The organism is Martinezella sp. CNPSo 3964, assembly GCF_057784375.1.
Window position 1 is genome coordinate 136,240 of the sequence record NZ_JBXSOW010000008.1, and the last position, 16,130, is coordinate 152,369.

Here is a 16,130-nt window from a genome sequence, read left to right on the forward strand (position 1 = left end):
GAGTTCCACGAAGAACCGAACCGCTCGGAAAAGGGAGGAGCTTTGCATCAGGAATTCATGAGGATCGGGCAGGACGGTCGGCATGCGCATTCTGCTCGTTGAGGATACGCAGGATGTCGGCGAGGCAATCTGCCGTCGCTTTCAAGCTGTCGGCCATACGGTCGACTGGCAGACGAACGGCCGTGTGGCTGCCGAAATCCTGGCCTTCACGGACTATGATCTCGTCATCCTTGACGTCATGCTACCTGATCTCGACGGCTTCGAAATCCTAAAGGGGCTGAGGCGCGCCCGCGTGACGACACCCGTCCTCATGCTGACCGCGCGCTCCGAGGTCGATGATCGCGTCGGCGCCCTCGACCTCGGCGCCGACGACTATCTTGTCAAGCCTTTCGACTTTCGCGAGCTTGAAGCCCGAGCCAGGGTGCTGCTACGCAGACGGAGCGGCGACGCCACCAACCTCGTCACCTGCGGCGACATCGTGCTTGATCGCACCAGCCGCTCGGTGAAAGTCGGCAAGCGTGAGGTCCAGCTGAAGCGCAGGGAGATGACGCTACTGGAAATATTTGCTTCGCGGCCCGGGCGCGTGTTCAGCAAGCAAGAGCTGCTCGACCAGCTCTACGGTTTTGACGAGGCCGTCAGTGCCAATGCGATCGAGCTCTATGTCGGGCGGCTGCGCAAGAAGCTCGAAGGGGCAAAGGCGCGCATCGTCACGCTGCATGGCATCGGCTACCAGCTGGTCTCCGATGACGCTTGAACGCTCGCTTTTTGCCCGCCTGGCGGTCGTCATGTCGGTTCTTCTGACCGCCGGCGCGGCAGTGCTCATAACCACAAGCTGGTATTCCGCACGCACGGCGGCCGATGATGCCTACGACCGGGTACTGGTCGGCGCGGCATTGCAGATCGCGGATGGCCTCGCCGTTCAGGAAGGCGCGCTGATCGTCGACCTCAGAGCCTCGGCATTCGAAATGCTGGGGCTCGCCGACCGCGACCGCATCTTCTACCGCATCGTCGACCCCACGGGAAAGACGCTCACCGGACACCGCGATCTCGAAACGAAAATCGATCTTGCCACGGTTCACCGCGAGCCAATCTTGAGCTCCGGCCTTTATAAGGGCGAAGCGGTGCGCATCGCGGTCGTCGGACGCGCCCTCTCGGACCCGGCGGCCTCGGGCTGGGCACATGTGATCCTCGCCCAGACCGTCGAAGCTCGCCGGGCGCTGACACATGAGCTGACGCTTGGTGCAGCAATCACCATCATCATCATGTGCTTCCTGGCGCTCGTGGTGATGATCCTTTCCATCCGCCAAGCGCTGCGACCAGTCAACCAGCTGGGTGGAGCGCTGCGCCGGCGAGATCCGCAGGATCTCACGCCTCTTTCCGTATCGGTGCCGCGTGAACTCCGTCCCTTCGTCGGTTCCATCAACCATTTCATGGGCCGCCTCAACGAACGCGTCGTCCTGCTGCAGCGGTTCATCGCGGATGCAGCGCACCAGATACGGACGCCGTTGACGGCACTTACCGCTCAGCTCGACCTCTTGAACAATGACAAGCTGGACGAGGCGGACAGGCAGCATCTCGGCCGCGTGCAACAACGCACCGATGAGCTGGCGAGGCTGACCAATCAGTTGCTGAGCCATGCCATGGTCATCCACCGTGCCGAATCCGTGCAGCTCGAACCCGTCGACCTCAACGAAGTCGCCAGGCGCGCCTTTCGTGTGGCGGTACCGATCACGGTCGATCCGGATATCGTCGTCTCCTTCGAGGAGGCTGATGTCGAGCTTGCCGTCCTCGGTGATCCCGTCAGCCTGCGAGAGGCGATCGTCAACGTCATCGACAATGCCCTTCGCCACGGAACCCTTTCCAGGCTCGAAGTACGGGTGCGCGATGCCGGCCCCCTTGCCCATGTCGAGGTCGAGGACGACGGCCCGGGCATTCCCTCCGACGAATGGTCGCGCGTCACGCAGCGCTTCCAGACATCGAAAGCCGGCGAAGGAAGCGCCGGGCTTGGCTTTGCCATAGCATCGGAAGTCGCGGCCGCGCATGGCGGGGCGCTGCAGTTTCGCGCCAAGGAAGAGGATGCGCATGGCTTCACCGTCATCCTTGCCCTGCCACGCATTCACCGGGAGGGAAAATGAAAGCTCGACGCCTCCCCTTCTGGCTTGGTTTCGCGGCCCTCGCTCTTGCACCGACGCTCGCAATGGCCGTCGAGGGCACGTCAAAGCTCTTTCCAGCCGTCAATGGCGAAACGGCACGCCTGTCGATCCGTGGCGCGGCCGATCTCCAGGCCATGGAGCCATTGATTCAGGATTTTCAGGCGACGGCGCCGGATATTGCGATCGAATATTTCGACTATGTCACGAACGACCTTCATCAGAAGGCGGGTGTTGCCTGCGAGCAGAACGCGCCGCTTGGCGATCTGTGGCTTTCCTCCTCGCTCGATCAGCTCGTCAGCCTGGCCAATAATGGCTGTGCCTCGGCCTATCATTCATTGGAAACCGCCCAGGTACCCAAATGGGCCAATTGGCGCGACGAGGTCTTCGGCTTCACCTTCGAGCCGGCGGTCTTCGTCTACAATGCGCGCCACGTGCCGTCGAGCGACGTTCCGCGCACCCGCGCCGAGCTTGCCGATCTGCTGCGCCGCAGGCTCGACTATTATGGGGGTCGAGTGGGTACCTTCGACATCAGGACGTCAGGCGTCGGCTATCTCCTCGCCTTCAGCGATGCCCGCCAGGCGACCGCGACCTATGGCCGCCTTCTCGAAAGCATGAGCCGCGCCGACGTCAAGGTCAGCTGCTGCACCGGGACCATCCTGCAGGAGATCGCCAGCGGACGGATCTACCTCGCCTACAATATGATCGGGTCCTATTCCTATGCGGCTGCTCAGGCCAATCCCGATCTCAGAGTCGTCATTCCACGTGACTACACACTGATCCTGAGCCGCGGCGTGCTGATACCGAAGACTGCACAGCGGCCGGACCTTGCCCGGCGCTTTCTCGATTATCTCCTCTCCAAACGTGGGCAGGATGTGGCGCGGCGCAAGGCCTTTTTCTTTGCGGAGAAAGGCAATATCCCCGAAGGGGTCGATGGCCCGTCGACCCTCGGGGAGTTAAGCTTCGTTCAACCGATCCGTATCGGCCCCGCATTGCTTGCCGCACAGGACGAAGCGCAACGGCGTCGCTTCATAGACGACTGGAGCCACTCGATGCTGAACCAGCCGGCGTCATCACCCTGAGCAAGGAGGTGATGCTGGTTACCTACCCGATCATCGCAACGGCCTCGCCGGCCGGTACACTCAATGTGCAGGGGTCGGCTCTGCTTCTGTTTCACGCGCATCCTTCTTGTGATGGTCGGCTGCGAGCAGCATGTAGACTGCCGGCACGACGAAGAGCGTGAACAGCGTGCCGATGGCAAGCCCGGTCGCGATCACGAGGCCCATGTTGAAGCGGGCGGCAGCACCGGCGCCGGTCGCCAGGATCAGCGGCACGACGCCGAGAACCATGGCGCCCGTCGTCATCAGGATCGGCCGCAAGCGGATGCCGCAGGCGCCTTCGATCGCTTCGCGTTTGGTTTTCCCTTCGGCCTGCAGCGTGTTCGCCACTTCGACGATCAGAATACCGTGCTTGCTGATCAGTCCCATCAGCGTCACCAACCCGACTTGGGTGTAGATGTTCATCGTCGCGCCGCCGATGCCGAGGCTGATGAATGCGAGCGCGCCTGCGATAGACATCGGCACCGAGACGAGGATAATGAACGGATCTCGGAAGCTGTTGAACTGCGCCGAAAGCGCCAGGAACACGATGATCAGGGCAAGGGCAAACGTGGTCGCCATGCCACTCGATTCCTGCACGTATTGGCGCGACTGCCCGCCGTAATCGACCGAGTAGCCCTGCGGCAACGTCCGTGCCGCGATCGATTTCAACGTATTGAGCGCATCGCCGACGGCAACGCCCGGCGCCGGCACGCCGGAGATGGTGGCCGAGTTCAATTGCTGGAAGTGCGCGACCGAGCGCGGCGTGGCCTGGAGCTTCGCAGTGGCGATCGCCGAGAGGGGAATCTTGTTGCCGTTCACGTTTGCGATCGGATAGTTCATGATCTGATCGATGGTCTGGCGCGACCGTTGTTCTACCTGCGGGATCACCTGATACGAGCGGTTGTCGATACTGAAATAGTTGACATAGCCGCCACCCAGCATGGAGGCCAGCGCCGAACCGACATTGTTCATGGACAGCCCGAGAGCGGATGCCTTACTGCGGTCGATCTGGATCGAATATTGCGGATTATCGACGTAGAGATCCTTCGTCAGGAAGATGAACTCGCCCGACTTCTGTGCTTCCTGCAGGAAGGCGGTGGAGACCTCGTTGAGTTGTTCGAAACCGCTCGTGCTGCCGATGGCAAACTGCACCGGGAGGCCGCTGGCGCCAGGCAGAGGCGGTATCTGGAAGACCACGGACTGTCCGCCGGCGATCTTTGCCAGATCGGCCTGCACCAGCGGCTGCAGCTGATCTGCAGTTCTCGTGCGCTGATCCCACGGCTTCAGCACCATGCCCTCGAAGGACGTGCCCGGCACCTCGACCTGCAGGGTCTTGTCGGTCTCAGGGAAACTGCGGAAGATCTTGGTGACCTGGTTGGAATTGAGCAGCTTTTGCTGAAGCGTTGCATTGGGAGGGTTCGTCACCTGTGCGGCCAGGAAGCCCTGGTCTTCATTGGGCGCCAGTTCGGTCTTGGCGCTGGTGTAGAGGAAATAGATGCTGCCAAGCACGATGACGGCAAAGACCAGCGCCACCGGCACAGTGTTCAAGCTGCCATGCAGCATGCGCACATAGGGGCGATGGATTTCCGAAAAGCGGCGGTCGATGAAATCTGAGATACGCTCTTCCCAGCCGCTGCGATCGGTCAAATGCGGCTTCAGGATGCGCGAGCACATCATCGGCGTCAGCGTCAACGCGATGATCATGGACACAGTCACGGCGCCGACCAGCGTGAAGGCGAATTCCGTAAACAATGCGCCCGTCAGACCGCCCTGGAAACCGATCGGCACGTAGACGGCAATCAGCACCACCGTCATGGCCAGGATAGGCCCGACCAGCTCGTGCGCCGCGTCCAACGCCGCCCTCATCGGCGTCGATCCCTCTTCGATGTGACGGTTGACGTTCTCAACCACGATGATGGCATCGTCGACGACGAGGCCGATCGCCAAAACCAGGGCAAGCAGTGTCAGAAGATTGATAGAGAAGCCGAAGATCAGCATCATCGCGAAGGTGCCGACCAGCGATAGCGGTATGGCGACGACCGGAATGGCGACCGATCGCGGCGAACCGAGAAAGGCGAAGACCACGAAAATGACGATCAGGAGAGCCTCGACCAGACTCTTCACCACCTCATCGATCGACGTGGTGACGAAGGTGCTGGAATCGTAAACAATGTAACCTTCGAGACCCTGCGGCAATTGTTCCTGGATGCTCGGAAACACCGCGCGCACGCCGGCGATCACATCGAGCAGGTTGGCCGTCGGCGCGATCTGGATACCCATGAACACGCCGTCCTGCCCATCGAAGCCGATCTGGACATCGGGATTTTGAGATCCGAGGGCAACGGTCGCGACATCCTTCAGCCGCACGATCGTGCTGCCGATCTGCTTGACCACCATCTCCCTGAATTCGTCAGCCGAATGCAGGTCGGTCTGCGCCGTCAACACCGTCTGCGTCATCTGGCCACGCGTGGTGCCGATGCCTGAGATGTAGTTGTTGGCTCCGAGCGCGGTCCAGACATCACCGGCCGACAGGCCATAAGCGGCAAGCTTGTCCGGCTGCAGCCAGGCTCTCAAGGCAAAGGTCCGCGCGCCGAGGATTTCGGCCGTCTGGACACCATTGACCGCCTGCAATTTCGGCTGGACCACGCGCGTCAGATAGTCGGTGATCTGGTTGCTGGCCAGAACGTCGCTTCGGAAGCCGATATACATGGCGTCGATCGACTGGCCGATGGAAACCGTCATGATCGGCTGCTGCGTGCCCGTGGGCAGCTGATTGAGAACGGAGGATACCTTGGCGTTGATTTCCGTCATCGCCGCATCGGCGCTGTAGTTGAGCCGGAGGTTGACGGTGATCGTCGACGTGCCGCTGGTGCTCGTCGATGTCATGTAATCAATGCCGTTGGCCTGCGCGATGGCATTTTCGAGCGGCGTCGTGATGAAGCCGGCGATAACGTCAGGTGCCGCACCAGGATAGGTGGTCGTCACCGTGACGACCGCATTCTGCGTCTGCGGATACTGGCGCACGGTGAGCGAGCGGAACGACTGGTAGCCGATGACGATAATCAACGCGCTGACGACGAGAGCGAGAACGGGGCGTTTGATGAAGATATCGGTGATATTCATCGTCACACCTCAGTTGGGGTTTGCCGGGTTCGCGTTGGGATCGTTCGACGGCTGCACCTCGTTGTTGATTATGACAGGCGAGCCGTTGTTCAATTTCAGCTGGCCGGAGGTCACCACCACTTCGCCCGCGTTCAATCCCTTGGTCACGGCGATCTGGTCGCCGCGCGCCTGTCCCGTGCTGACGAACTTCTGATTGGCGACAAGCTGCGGCTTTCCATCCGCGCCATTGCCCTTGTCGGTCACCACATAGACGACATTGCCATAGGGATTGATGGTAACCGCAGTCTGAGGCAAGGAGATATACTCCTTCGGCTCCCCGACCACCACCGTTATATTGCCGAACATGCCGGGCAGCAGCTTGCGATCTGGATTGGGAAAGGTTGCCCGAATGGTGATATTACGGCTCTGGGTATCGACGAGCGGGCTGATGGCCGTGATCTTGCCGTCGAAAGTCCGGTTGCCGTAAGCATCGACCGTCGCCGTTACCGCCTGTCCGACCTTCAGCTGCGACAGGGCCTGCTGCGGCATCGAAAAATCGAACTGGATCGGATCGAGCGACTGCAACGTTACGACGGCGGTTCCCGCGGACAGATACTGACCGAGACTGACCAGCCTGATGCCGAGATGGCCATCGAAGGGGGCGCGGATCGAATATTGGTCGATCAATGCCTGCTGCGACGCGACCTGCGCCTGCGCCGCCTTCCAGGTCGCCAGATCGCTATCGACCTGGCTTTGCGCAATGGTGTTCGCCTTGATCAGCCTGGAATCACGATCATAGGCGATTTGAGCATTGGCCATCGTCGCCTTGTATTGATCCAGCGTCGCGATCTGCTGATCGGCAAGCAGCTGCACGATGAGATCACCCTTCTTGACGTCCTGGCCATCCTCGAAGCCGATCTTCTGGACGATGCCCTGGACCTGAGCCGAAAGATTGGCACCTTCGACGGCATTGAAGCTGCCGATCGATTGCAGCGTCGTCTGCCAGGGGCTCATCGCCGCGGTAATGGTCGAGATCGTCTGCGGTGGCGACTTGAGATTAGCCAGATAGGCCGCAATCATGCGGTTCTTGAATGCCTGGAAGCCGAAGATCCCGCCAAGGATCAGGCCTATGATGATCAGCATGATTATCATGCGTTTTATCATGAGTGGTAACTCTACTCTTCGGGAACTGGTCGGGAGAAATTCTGGCGGCGGCGCGACAGGATTTCACGGCAATCCTCTCAGAAACCCGCTGACGCCAAAGCGGTCGCAAGCACATGGTTGCCTGCAGCCAATCTCTGTACGGAAAGCGGCGATTATGGGGACTGGCAGGTTCGATCAGCCAAATTCCTTGGCGAAGACCCTCGCCAGGCAACGGAGCATTTCGCCCGCTGAAGACGGCGCTGACCTTGCAATGATTCCAGCTGGCGGCGTTCCGTGTGGCCATCCTCTGTAAACCTCACCAGTCAAACGCCATTGGCCTGCCTCTGCATTCGATCAAGGATAAGTTGTTATTATCCGATCCACAACAGCCGATTTCATATGCCTAAATGCATATTTAATGGAGTCTTGAATAAAAGCAATCATGGCTCCCATACGGTTGCCATCCCAAATCGCCGCAGCATCAGCAACCTTGATGCGATATGCGCCGGGCAAGCCGCTTCAGCCCTCAGCCATGCCGGGCCGCGTCGATCGCTGCCACATCGATCTTCTTCATGGTCATCATCGCATCGAAAGCGCGCTTTGCCTGATCGCCGCCCTCGCGAAGCGCATCCATCAGAATACGCGGCGTGATCTGCCAGGAGACACCCCATTTGTCCTTGCACCAGCCGCATTCGCTCTCCTGGCCGCCATTGCCGACAATGGCGTTCCAATAGCGATCCGTCTCTTCCTGATCCTCGGTGTAAATCTGAAACGAAAAGGCTTCGTTGTGTTTGAACACCGGGCCGCCGTTCAGGCCGACGCAAGAAATGCCCGCGACCGTGAACTCGACGACCAGCACATCGCCCTGCTTGCCCTCCGGATAGTTTCCCGGTGCGCGGATGGCGGCGCCCATCGCGCTGTCGAGAAAAGTCTCGACATAAAAATTGGCGGCGGCCTCTGCATCCTTGTCGTACCACAAGCAAATCGTGTTCTTTGCCATCCTCTGGTCCTCCTGCTCTCCGTTTCCCGTCTCTCTGAAATAGGCACCAGATCGCACTTCTCCACCCTCATCAGCGCCATTTCGGCTGGGCAATGACCGGCTTCTTGTCGTAGCCTCGACATCCGGCGGACCGTTGAAGGGTTCGGTCATGTCGCGATCGCGCTGCGAGAGATCATGGCAAGGCTGCGGAAAAACAGGCGTCTCTCCAGCCCGAAAACCGATTGGAGTTCACGATGCTAGTCAACATAAGCGGATGGCCAGGCGTTGGTAAGTTCACAACCGGCCGCGAATTGCAGGCGATTCTGGGCGGAAAGCTACTCGACAACCACACTATTTTGAATGTAGGGCGCGCTTTGGCCGAAGGCGGGACAGCGGAGTATTACGATTTAGTCCGTGCCGTCCGATCTGTCGCGTTCGCGGCAATTCTAAGACTACCGCCAGCTCTGCCCATCATTTTGACAAGCGTTGTTGCCCGCGGAGGATCGAACGGATTTCTCGAGGAAAACTGGCAAGCGATCATCGATCTCGCGCAAGCACGAAATTGCCCGCTCTTCTCCGTCACGCTGACATGCTCGCCCGTCGAGAATGTTCGCCGCATCGTCAGCGAAGATCGCGGCAGGCGCGGAAAAAGTCAAAAGGCGGCGATTTTAAATAGGCTTGTCGCCGAGCTCTCGCTTTTCGACGATGGGGCGACATATCGGACGAGCATCGATAACACGACCTCGTCCCCCCGGGAGACTGCGCAACACATTCAAGATTGGATTAAGACTTTCCAATAGGGTTTGTTGGTCATGATCGGCCAGCACGTTCAGCACGGCTCTCAGACGCCATGTCTGCCTGCCTCCCAGCTTCGAGCATGTCGATAATGGCAGCAAATTCATCTCGCAAGACTTGGATCTCTGGGCCTACCACAAGGGCATAGTGCTCGACTTCTCCCGACCGGGCAAGCCGACGGACAACAGCTACATCGAGTCATTCAATGGCAAGTTCTGCACCGAGTGTCTGAACGCTCACTGGCTCCATAACGCCACACCATAGCAACGCGATGGCGGATGACAACGCCCGCTTGAAGATGGAGGATCGATGCGGAGACTATGACGAGCTCCCCCCACACATGCGGTCTGGCTGCTGTGCTCAGCCTGCTGAAGAAGCAAAGCCTGGCTCCGAAGCGCATCGTCACTTACAAACTGCGCCCTTACGAAGCTGCAACGCGGGATGTGGTGCCTGCGATCAAACATCGATTACATAAGGGCCTGAACAATCATACGGAGAATTCTCATATATCACTTCGAGAATGAGAACGGATGATGCGGAGCTTCTGATCTGTCAGCGGTTTAGAACGTTTTGTCTCGGTCTTTTCAGCAGTTATAAACGAATCGCTCTTGATCGGAGTAGAACCTTCGGCACCGCCTGCGAGTGACTAATCCTCTGAATTGACAGCCTTCTGCCGAATCAATGCCGCTAGACAATCAGCGAATAAGCATCAAGTAATGACCCCGGACGCTGCAGCGAAAACAATTGCTTGTTGTGCCTGTCCGCATAGAGACCCCGTATCGACTCAGACGCTGAAGATAAAAAACGCCCAGGACCGTGAATCGAGACGGAGCACTGGAATTCTACAGCAATCCGAGCACCAAGCGCAGAAAACAGTTAATTCTTGAAAACAACGGTGCAAAGCAGCAAATTTTACAGGATTTCTTAAGCCGGTTTTTTCCGGCCGCTGTTTAGCTGACTCAGGATTAGGAACGGGTATGATTCCGATATGATTCTACAACAGCTGCATCCCTCCGCTACCATTTTCAAAGCCCTGCGGAGGGCTATGCTCGGCACGCTGTGCGCCATGGTCGGCTCCGTTGGTCTTTTACTCCTATTAAACCTGTTGATGCCGGATCGACCATTTTTGGTCGGATTTGTCGGGGCAGCACTCGTTTCCGCATTTGTGGCCTTTCCGCTGCTCTTTGCCTTGCAGCTCAACAACAGCGCCATCCGCAAGATGCAGGAAAACGTCACACAGGCGGCGCGCTACGACAGCGTGACGAAGACACTGAACGGCACCGCCTTTGCCGCAGCCGTCGAGCACTTTATCGACCGGCGCAAACATGCTGCCACCGATGCCGGCGGCATCGTCATCGCCGTCATCGTCGACACCTTCGACGACATCAGCCGCCGCTACGGGCCGCAATGGGCCGATACCGTGATGCAATCGCTTGCCTCGATCATCCAGTCCTCGGTTCGTCGCGACGATCTCGTGGCGCGGCTTGCCACCAACGAACTCGGCATCTTCCTGCCTGGCGCCACGATAGAGGACGCCCACGACATCGGCACCCGCATCCGCACGCGCCTCTCGGAGGCCACCTTCAGCGCCGACAGCGGGCCGCTTTCCGTCGCCATCCGCCTCGGCGGCATCTCCTTCGACGGCCCGGCCGACTTCAACCAACTCCGCCAGCTCGCCGACCAAATGGCCATCGAGCGCGGCGACGACAGCGACGAGATCCCGATCATCGTGCTGCCGGCCGCGTGAGGCTGGCGACTCTACCGTCGCGGCAGCAGCCTAGGCTTAAACGGCAAGACCCGTCTTTGATGCGGCGTCAAGGCAGCTAGGATTTCGGTTGGCCCTGTCGATCCGCCGAGGCTGATCAGACCTCGAAGGATGAGGTGTCGGTGTGGGGGTCTCGTTAAACAGCCCTGGAGACGGAAACCTCGCCGCCCAGCCGAGCCGGGCGGAAAGAAGGTCAAATCGGGGCTGAATTCAACAGCCCACGGGCAGCGGCGATAGGTTCACCGCTGCCACAAACTAGGTCACTCAACCGGCTTGATCGAGGCTACGATTGCCTTGACTTCGGCATCATGCTTGTCTTCTTCGCCCTTGTCTCCCCAGTACGTCACCACGAGAGCGTTGTCGGCGCTCACCTGGACGATGAGCAAGCCGACGCTGATTGGACCGTTTTCATCCTTACCATCCCACTCCAGGGTGGCCATCTGCATACCGTTGACCTCGGTGGCGGGCGTCTCCTTTTGAGTAGAGGGGTCGATCGTCACTTTGTTTTTTGCAAGAAAATCGATCGCACCGGTAACAACTTTCTCCATGGATTTGTCGCTGGCGACCTCGGCTGAAAGATAGACCGCAGAATCCTCCGAGGTTCCCTGGACGCCGCCGTCGGTTTCCTCCGGCTTCCAGCTATCTGGAATGGTGATACTTGCGACAGGCTTGTCACCAGGGAATGTCAAGGTCGCAGCGTGCGCCGTGAGAGGAGACGTTAATACAAGCAGGGCCAATGCGATGATTTTCTTCATGGTATAATCCTTAGAGCTTAAAACCGATATACAAAACGGCCATGAGACTTCTAAATACAACATGTTAAGATCGTGACTACCTGGCGAAAAAAGTAGCAATATTAAAGGGAACGTACCCAAAAAAATACGCTATTGTTACTAATTCTATTAGTTATACATCAATCTCTAGTAGCAGTTCGAACCTTCATACTCGGCAGTTGCACAAGGATAGTTGGGTCGCTGATGTTAAATTCCATATTAAATTCACACTATTTCGCTGCCTGACGAGCACGTCAGTTGCGAGTTGGACGGGATTGCCTTGAGGACCGGCTATCCTTGCACGATCGTGTCGGACAACACACGGAACTAACGTCGAACGTCATCCTCAAATGGCAGCAAGACCATGCTGGCGAGTGGCTTTACATTGCTCCGGGCAAGCCGATGCAAATCGGCTTTGTCGAGAGCCTCAACGAACGCTCGCGCGACGAATTTCTCAACGAGAGGCTCTTCGCCAGCTACCGCCATACGAGAGAGAGTATCAATGATGGCGCCATGATATGGCTTCCTTCCCTAAGAAATCTGGTGGATTGGCGCACTTTAGGGAAACAAAAGGCATGCTGATTGGGCGCGGCTACCGAAAATGGCCGCACGCCGGTATCTTTGGGCCTGCCCGGATAAAGGCAAGAGGCCTTAGGATCACAGCAACGCTGCCTGTATTTCTCGTCGCAAACTTGTCGCAGAACCGGTGGTTCGTAGCAGGTTTAGACGAAATCATCCCGATCATAGGGCTGGGGTCCCATTGATTTGACAGATCGGGAACAATCTGGGCGATCGCAAATGAGACATCATTGCGTCTTTTGTTAATATAAGCCAACGCTCACCCTTGCCTGCTAAATTTCGCCACGCTAAATTACGCAAGATTTAGTTGTATTTTGCCGACAGCAAGGTCGGTGCCCGATCACCGCTAATCCGATGGCCTTTTAAGCTGACATGATTTGGAATCATCGCATTACCCGTATCACTGTCGGCCTGCTGCTGCTGGCGCTCGCAATCGTGGTCTCCTTGCCGGCAATAACAGGCTATACAAGCCGGGATGGCACCGTCAACGCCCGCCTGGCACTCGTCAATGCTCCCATCGATGGCGTGATTTCAGGTGAGCCGGCAAAGGTGGGCACTCCTGTCAAAGCCGACGAAAATCTTGCAGAAATCAGCAATCCACGCGTGAATCGTGCGGTCCTGGCTTCACTCGAGGCTGCACGCAATACCGCCCATGATCGTGTTATCGCCCTGAAGAAGGAACGTGATGATCTTTCGCAGCTGCGTGAGCAACTGGGCAATCGATTGGAAATCTTCAAGCAGGCGACAATTTCGAATCTTGAGCGGGAAGTCGAGATCCTCCAAAAGAAAGTAGAAGTTTCACAGGCTCAGGATCTAGCCGCACAGGTGGATCTCGACCGCCGGAAAGAACTTGAAGCTAAGGGCATTCTCACACAAAGGATGGTCGACGCCGCACGCGCCGCTGGTGCGGCAACCGGTGGAGAGGTCGAGGTGAGCAATCTGACCGTCGATCAGTTGCAACAACGGTTGAATGCCGTCCGTCAGGGGATTTTCGTCTTCGGAGACGGTCAAAATGACGTGCCCTATTCTCGCCAGCGCCAGGACGAGGTTATCGTTCACATCAGCGATCTGAACACACGCATCGCCGAGAACGAAACACAGGCGGCAGAGACCGAAAAGCAGCTCACAGAAGAAGGTATCCGCGTTAGCAGCCTCGAATCCGCAACTGCGGTAGCGCCATTCGACGGCGTTGTTTGGAGCAGAAACATCGTGAACGGCTCCAATGTTGTGCTTAACAATGAGCTCATGCGAATTCTGGACTGCCGGGAGCTGTTCGTCGACATCCTTGTTCCCGAAGTTGATTATGACGAAATCTATCCCGGACTGGCCGCGCAGGTTCGGCTGCTTGGCCGCAGCGATGTTTTCAAAGGTTCGGTCGTTTCGGTAAAGGGCAGCTCGGCGGCCACAGAAACCGATTCATTTGCGGCCAGTCTGCCGATTACATCACAACGCAATGCCCGCATCAGGGTTCGTCTCGAACCTTCCTTCATGAATAGTGACTTCGAAAATTTCTGCCAAGTGGGACGTTCGGTCCAGGTCCGCTTTCCAAGGCATGGATTCGGCTTTTCGAATTGGGTCAAGAACCTGTGGTTCAGTATCTTCTAGCGCTCGCTCCGACTTTTCTCGTGATGGCCTTCTTTCTCCTGGGACCATTCAATTGGTCGCGCCATCATAGTTGGACGAGGACAGCCACCTGCGGGTTCGTCGCGGTCGTCGCATTGCGCTACATGCTTTGGCGGTTCACTCAAACCGTTCTTCCCTATCCGTATGGCGGAGCAAATTTCTATTGGGTCTGGCTCGTTTTTATCGTCGAGATATTGGCCTTCATCGACGTCATACTTTTTCTCGTGCTTATGAGCCGCTACGTCAATCGAAGCGCCGAAACCGACGAGCTTGGAAGCATCTTTTTTTCGCGTGACGAGTACGAGCTGCCGACAGTGGACGTCTTCATACCTACTTACAATGAGCCCCTCGACGTATTGGAACGAACAATCGTCGGCGCATTGTCGCTCGATTACCCAGCCGACAAACTCAAAGTCTACGTGCTCGACGACCAGCGTCGTGATTGGCACAAAACCTTTTGCGAACAGAAAAATGCCATTCATGTCACGCGCAGCAACAATGCTCACGCCAAAGCCGGCAACATGAATAATGGCCTGCAAGTCAGCTCGGGCGAATTCGTGGCTGTATTTGATGCCGATTTCGTGCCCTATAAGCACTTTCTTAGCCGAACATTGCCTTTCTTTTCCGACGAAAGCATCGGCATCGTCCAGACGCCCCAGCACTTTTTCAATGCCGATCCCGTCCAGACGAATCTGGGCCTTGAGAACATATGGCCGGACGAGCAGCGCCTGTTTTTCGACGAAATCGCGCCCAGCCGCGATGGGTGGGACGTCAGTTTCTGCTGCGGTTCATGTTCGATCGCCCGGCGGACGGCAATCGACGCGATCGGCGGCTTTCCGACAGAGTCCATCACAGAGGATCTGCTCACCACACTTTCCATGCTCAACAAAGGCTATAAGACGCGCTATTTGAACGAACGCCTGTCGATGGGGCTCGCTGCGGAAAACCTGACCGGCTATTTTGTGCAACGCGAACGATGGTGTCAGGGTGGCATTCAGACGCTCTACTTGCATAACGGCCCGTTGCGCGGCCCAGGACTGTCCGTGTTTCAGCGGATCATGTTCCTGCCGGCTTCATGGATAGTCCAGTATCTAGTTCGCGTGATGATCCTGGTCATCCCGATCGCCTATCTATGGTTCGGACTGCTACCACTTTATTTCACGGATATTGCTGACTACGTATCATACCAGGTTCCGCTGTTGACGGCCTATTTCCTTCTGATGCTTTGGATAACGCCAACACGATATTTGCCGATAATCTCGAGCGCCGTTGGAACCTTCGCCACTTTCCGAATGCTGCCGACCGTCGTGTCGAGTCTGATTAGACCATTCGGCAAGCCCTTCAGGGTGACGCCGAAGGGTAGCGGCAATCAGGCCAACCAATTCGACAAATATACATTTGCCTGGATCGCAACCTTGATCACGATCACGGCCCTCGGGCTGCTCATCGATATTGTCCCCGAGACCACGCAGATTCAGGCGCAATTTTCGCCAATCGCAGCTTTTTGGGCGGGCATCAACATTCTCGTTTTGGTCATCGCCTCTCTGATTTGCTTTGAGAAACCCCAACGATTGTTTCACGCCTTCAAGATGGATGAGCCGGCCGTGGTAGACGATATTCCTGGCCGGCTTGTCAGTCTGGCTCTTGATAAGGCGGTTGTCGCAGTCCCTTTCGACGCACGCTTCGAATCAAAATTGGTCTCCCTGCACCTTGAAGGCTTTGCGCCTTTCGACGCTGAACTGAAGCAGGTCACACAGCGGCGCGGAAGCATTAGCCGGGGCGGAGACAAGCAAGCCTACTATCTCCATCTTCATTTTGGCCTCGACGGTACCATTCGGGACGAAATGATCGTAAAGCTCTATACTGGAGAATATTCGCAGGACATTCACGACATCGACAAGGTCGCCGTATCGGTCAATCTGTTGCTACGCTCCTTTGGTCGAACACGGACATTCTAGTCGATATCGGCATCCAGTCGGCCCTGGCCGATGGTTCAAACGGATCCTTTATGAAATCGGGCTGCAGCACGTCGATCAGTTCCTTCGTGCCCTCGATAAGCGTTCGATTAACTTTACCGACGCCGATTGAAATTGGTGTTTCCAAGCATTCTCGTGTGGCTTT

Annotated in this window: 11 protein-coding genes and 3 pseudogenes; 10 read left to right on the top strand and 4 right to left on the bottom strand. The window is 57.4% G+C overall.

Features of this window, described 5'->3' with window-relative positions; all coding sequences use genetic code 11:
- The first annotated feature begins 82 nt into the window (after window positions 1-82).
- The 3 genes from AC13Q5_RS23860 to AC13Q5_RS23870 are packed head-to-tail and all read left to right on the top strand — an operon-like array spanning window position 83 to window position 3,232.
- Complete coding sequence (locus AC13Q5_RS23860) at window positions 83-754, top strand: response regulator transcription factor (RefSeq protein ID WP_075854559.1); 672 nt, start codon at window positions 83-85, stop codon at window positions 752-754.
- Window positions 744-2,135: a sensor histidine kinase gene (locus tag AC13Q5_RS23865; protein ID WP_488503374.1), complete on the top strand. Its 1,392-nt coding sequence runs from the start codon at window positions 744-746 to the stop codon at window positions 2,133-2,135. The genes AC13Q5_RS23860 and AC13Q5_RS23865 overlap by 11 nt, the downstream gene beginning before the upstream one ends.
- Window positions 2,132-3,232 carry an ABC transporter substrate-binding protein gene (locus tag AC13Q5_RS23870; protein WP_488503375.1) on the top strand — a complete coding sequence of 367 codons (1,101 nt, stop codon included), beginning with the start codon at window positions 2,132-2,134 and terminating at the stop codon, window positions 3,230-3,232. The genes AC13Q5_RS23865 and AC13Q5_RS23870 overlap by 4 nt, the downstream gene beginning before the upstream one ends.
- A gap of 60 nt (window positions 3,233-3,292) precedes the next feature.
- On the opposite strand, the gene AC13Q5_RS23875 is transcribed toward AC13Q5_RS23870, so the two are convergent.
- The 3 genes from AC13Q5_RS23875 to AC13Q5_RS23885 all read right to left on the bottom strand — a co-directional run bounded on the left by AC13Q5_RS23875 (window position 3,293) and on the right by AC13Q5_RS23885 (window position 8,495).
- On the bottom strand, window positions 3,293-6,373 hold the full coding sequence (locus AC13Q5_RS23875; RefSeq protein ID WP_488503376.1) for an efflux RND transporter permease subunit: 3,081 nt from the start codon (window positions 6,371-6,373) through the stop codon (window positions 3,293-3,295).
- A 9-nt stretch (window positions 6,374-6,382) separates the two neighbouring features.
- Complete coding sequence (locus AC13Q5_RS23880) at window positions 6,383-7,504, bottom strand: efflux RND transporter periplasmic adaptor subunit (protein ID WP_488503377.1); 1,122 nt, start codon at window positions 7,502-7,504, stop codon at window positions 6,383-6,385.
- A gap of 517 nt (window positions 7,505-8,021) precedes the next feature.
- A complete protein-coding gene (locus AC13Q5_RS23885) occupies window positions 8,022-8,495 on the bottom strand; it encodes a VOC family protein (RefSeq protein WP_488503378.1) in 474 nt (157 codons plus the stop codon).
- 233 nt (window positions 8,496-8,728) lie between these two features.
- Between AC13Q5_RS23885 and AC13Q5_RS23890 the strand changes: the two genes are divergently transcribed.
- The 4 genes and pseudogenes from AC13Q5_RS23890 (at window position 8,729) to AC13Q5_RS23905 (ending at window position 11,016) form a co-directional block, all read left to right on the top strand.
- Window positions 8,729-9,274, top strand: a complete 546-nt coding sequence (locus AC13Q5_RS23890) for a DEAD/DEAH box helicase family protein (protein ID WP_488503379.1) — start codon at window positions 8,729-8,731, stop codon at window positions 9,272-9,274.
- A 64-nt stretch (window positions 9,275-9,338) separates the two neighbouring features.
- A pseudogene (locus tag AC13Q5_RS23895) lies at window positions 9,339-9,512 on the top strand (integrase core domain-containing protein); the annotation flags it as partial.
- Between the two features lie 113 nt (window positions 9,513-9,625).
- Window positions 9,626-9,814, top strand: a pseudogene (locus tag AC13Q5_RS23900) (DDE-type integrase/transposase/recombinase); the annotation flags it as partial.
- A gap of 581 nt (window positions 9,815-10,395) precedes the next feature.
- Window positions 10,396-11,016, top strand: a complete 621-nt coding sequence (locus AC13Q5_RS23905) for a GGDEF domain-containing protein (protein ID WP_488503380.1) — start codon at window positions 10,396-10,398, stop codon at window positions 11,014-11,016.
- Window positions 11,017-11,294: 278 nt separating this feature from the next.
- Here the strand turns inward: AC13Q5_RS23905 and AC13Q5_RS23910 are convergent, their stop codons facing one another.
- Window positions 11,295-11,789: a histidine kinase gene (locus AC13Q5_RS23910; protein ID WP_075854567.1), complete on the bottom strand. Its 495-nt coding sequence runs from the start codon at window positions 11,787-11,789 to the stop codon at window positions 11,295-11,297.
- Window positions 11,790-12,060: 271 nt separating this feature from the next.
- Between AC13Q5_RS23910 and AC13Q5_RS23915 the strand changes: the two are divergent.
- From AC13Q5_RS23915 to AC13Q5_RS23925, 3 genes and pseudogenes are all read left to right on the top strand, one after another.
- A pseudogene (locus tag AC13Q5_RS23915) lies at window positions 12,061-12,293 on the top strand (integrase core domain-containing protein); the annotation flags it as partial.
- A 465-nt stretch (window positions 12,294-12,758) separates the two neighbouring features.
- Complete coding sequence (locus tag AC13Q5_RS23920) at window positions 12,759-13,991, top strand: HlyD family secretion protein (protein WP_488503381.1); 1,233 nt, start codon at window positions 12,759-12,761, stop codon at window positions 13,989-13,991.
- On the top strand, window positions 13,973-15,967 hold the full coding sequence (locus AC13Q5_RS23925) for a glycosyltransferase family 2 protein (RefSeq protein WP_488503382.1): 1,995 nt from the start codon (window positions 13,973-13,975) through the stop codon (window positions 15,965-15,967). The genes AC13Q5_RS23920 and AC13Q5_RS23925 overlap by 19 nt, the downstream gene beginning before the upstream one ends.
- Window positions 15,968-16,130 lie beyond the last annotated feature (163 nt).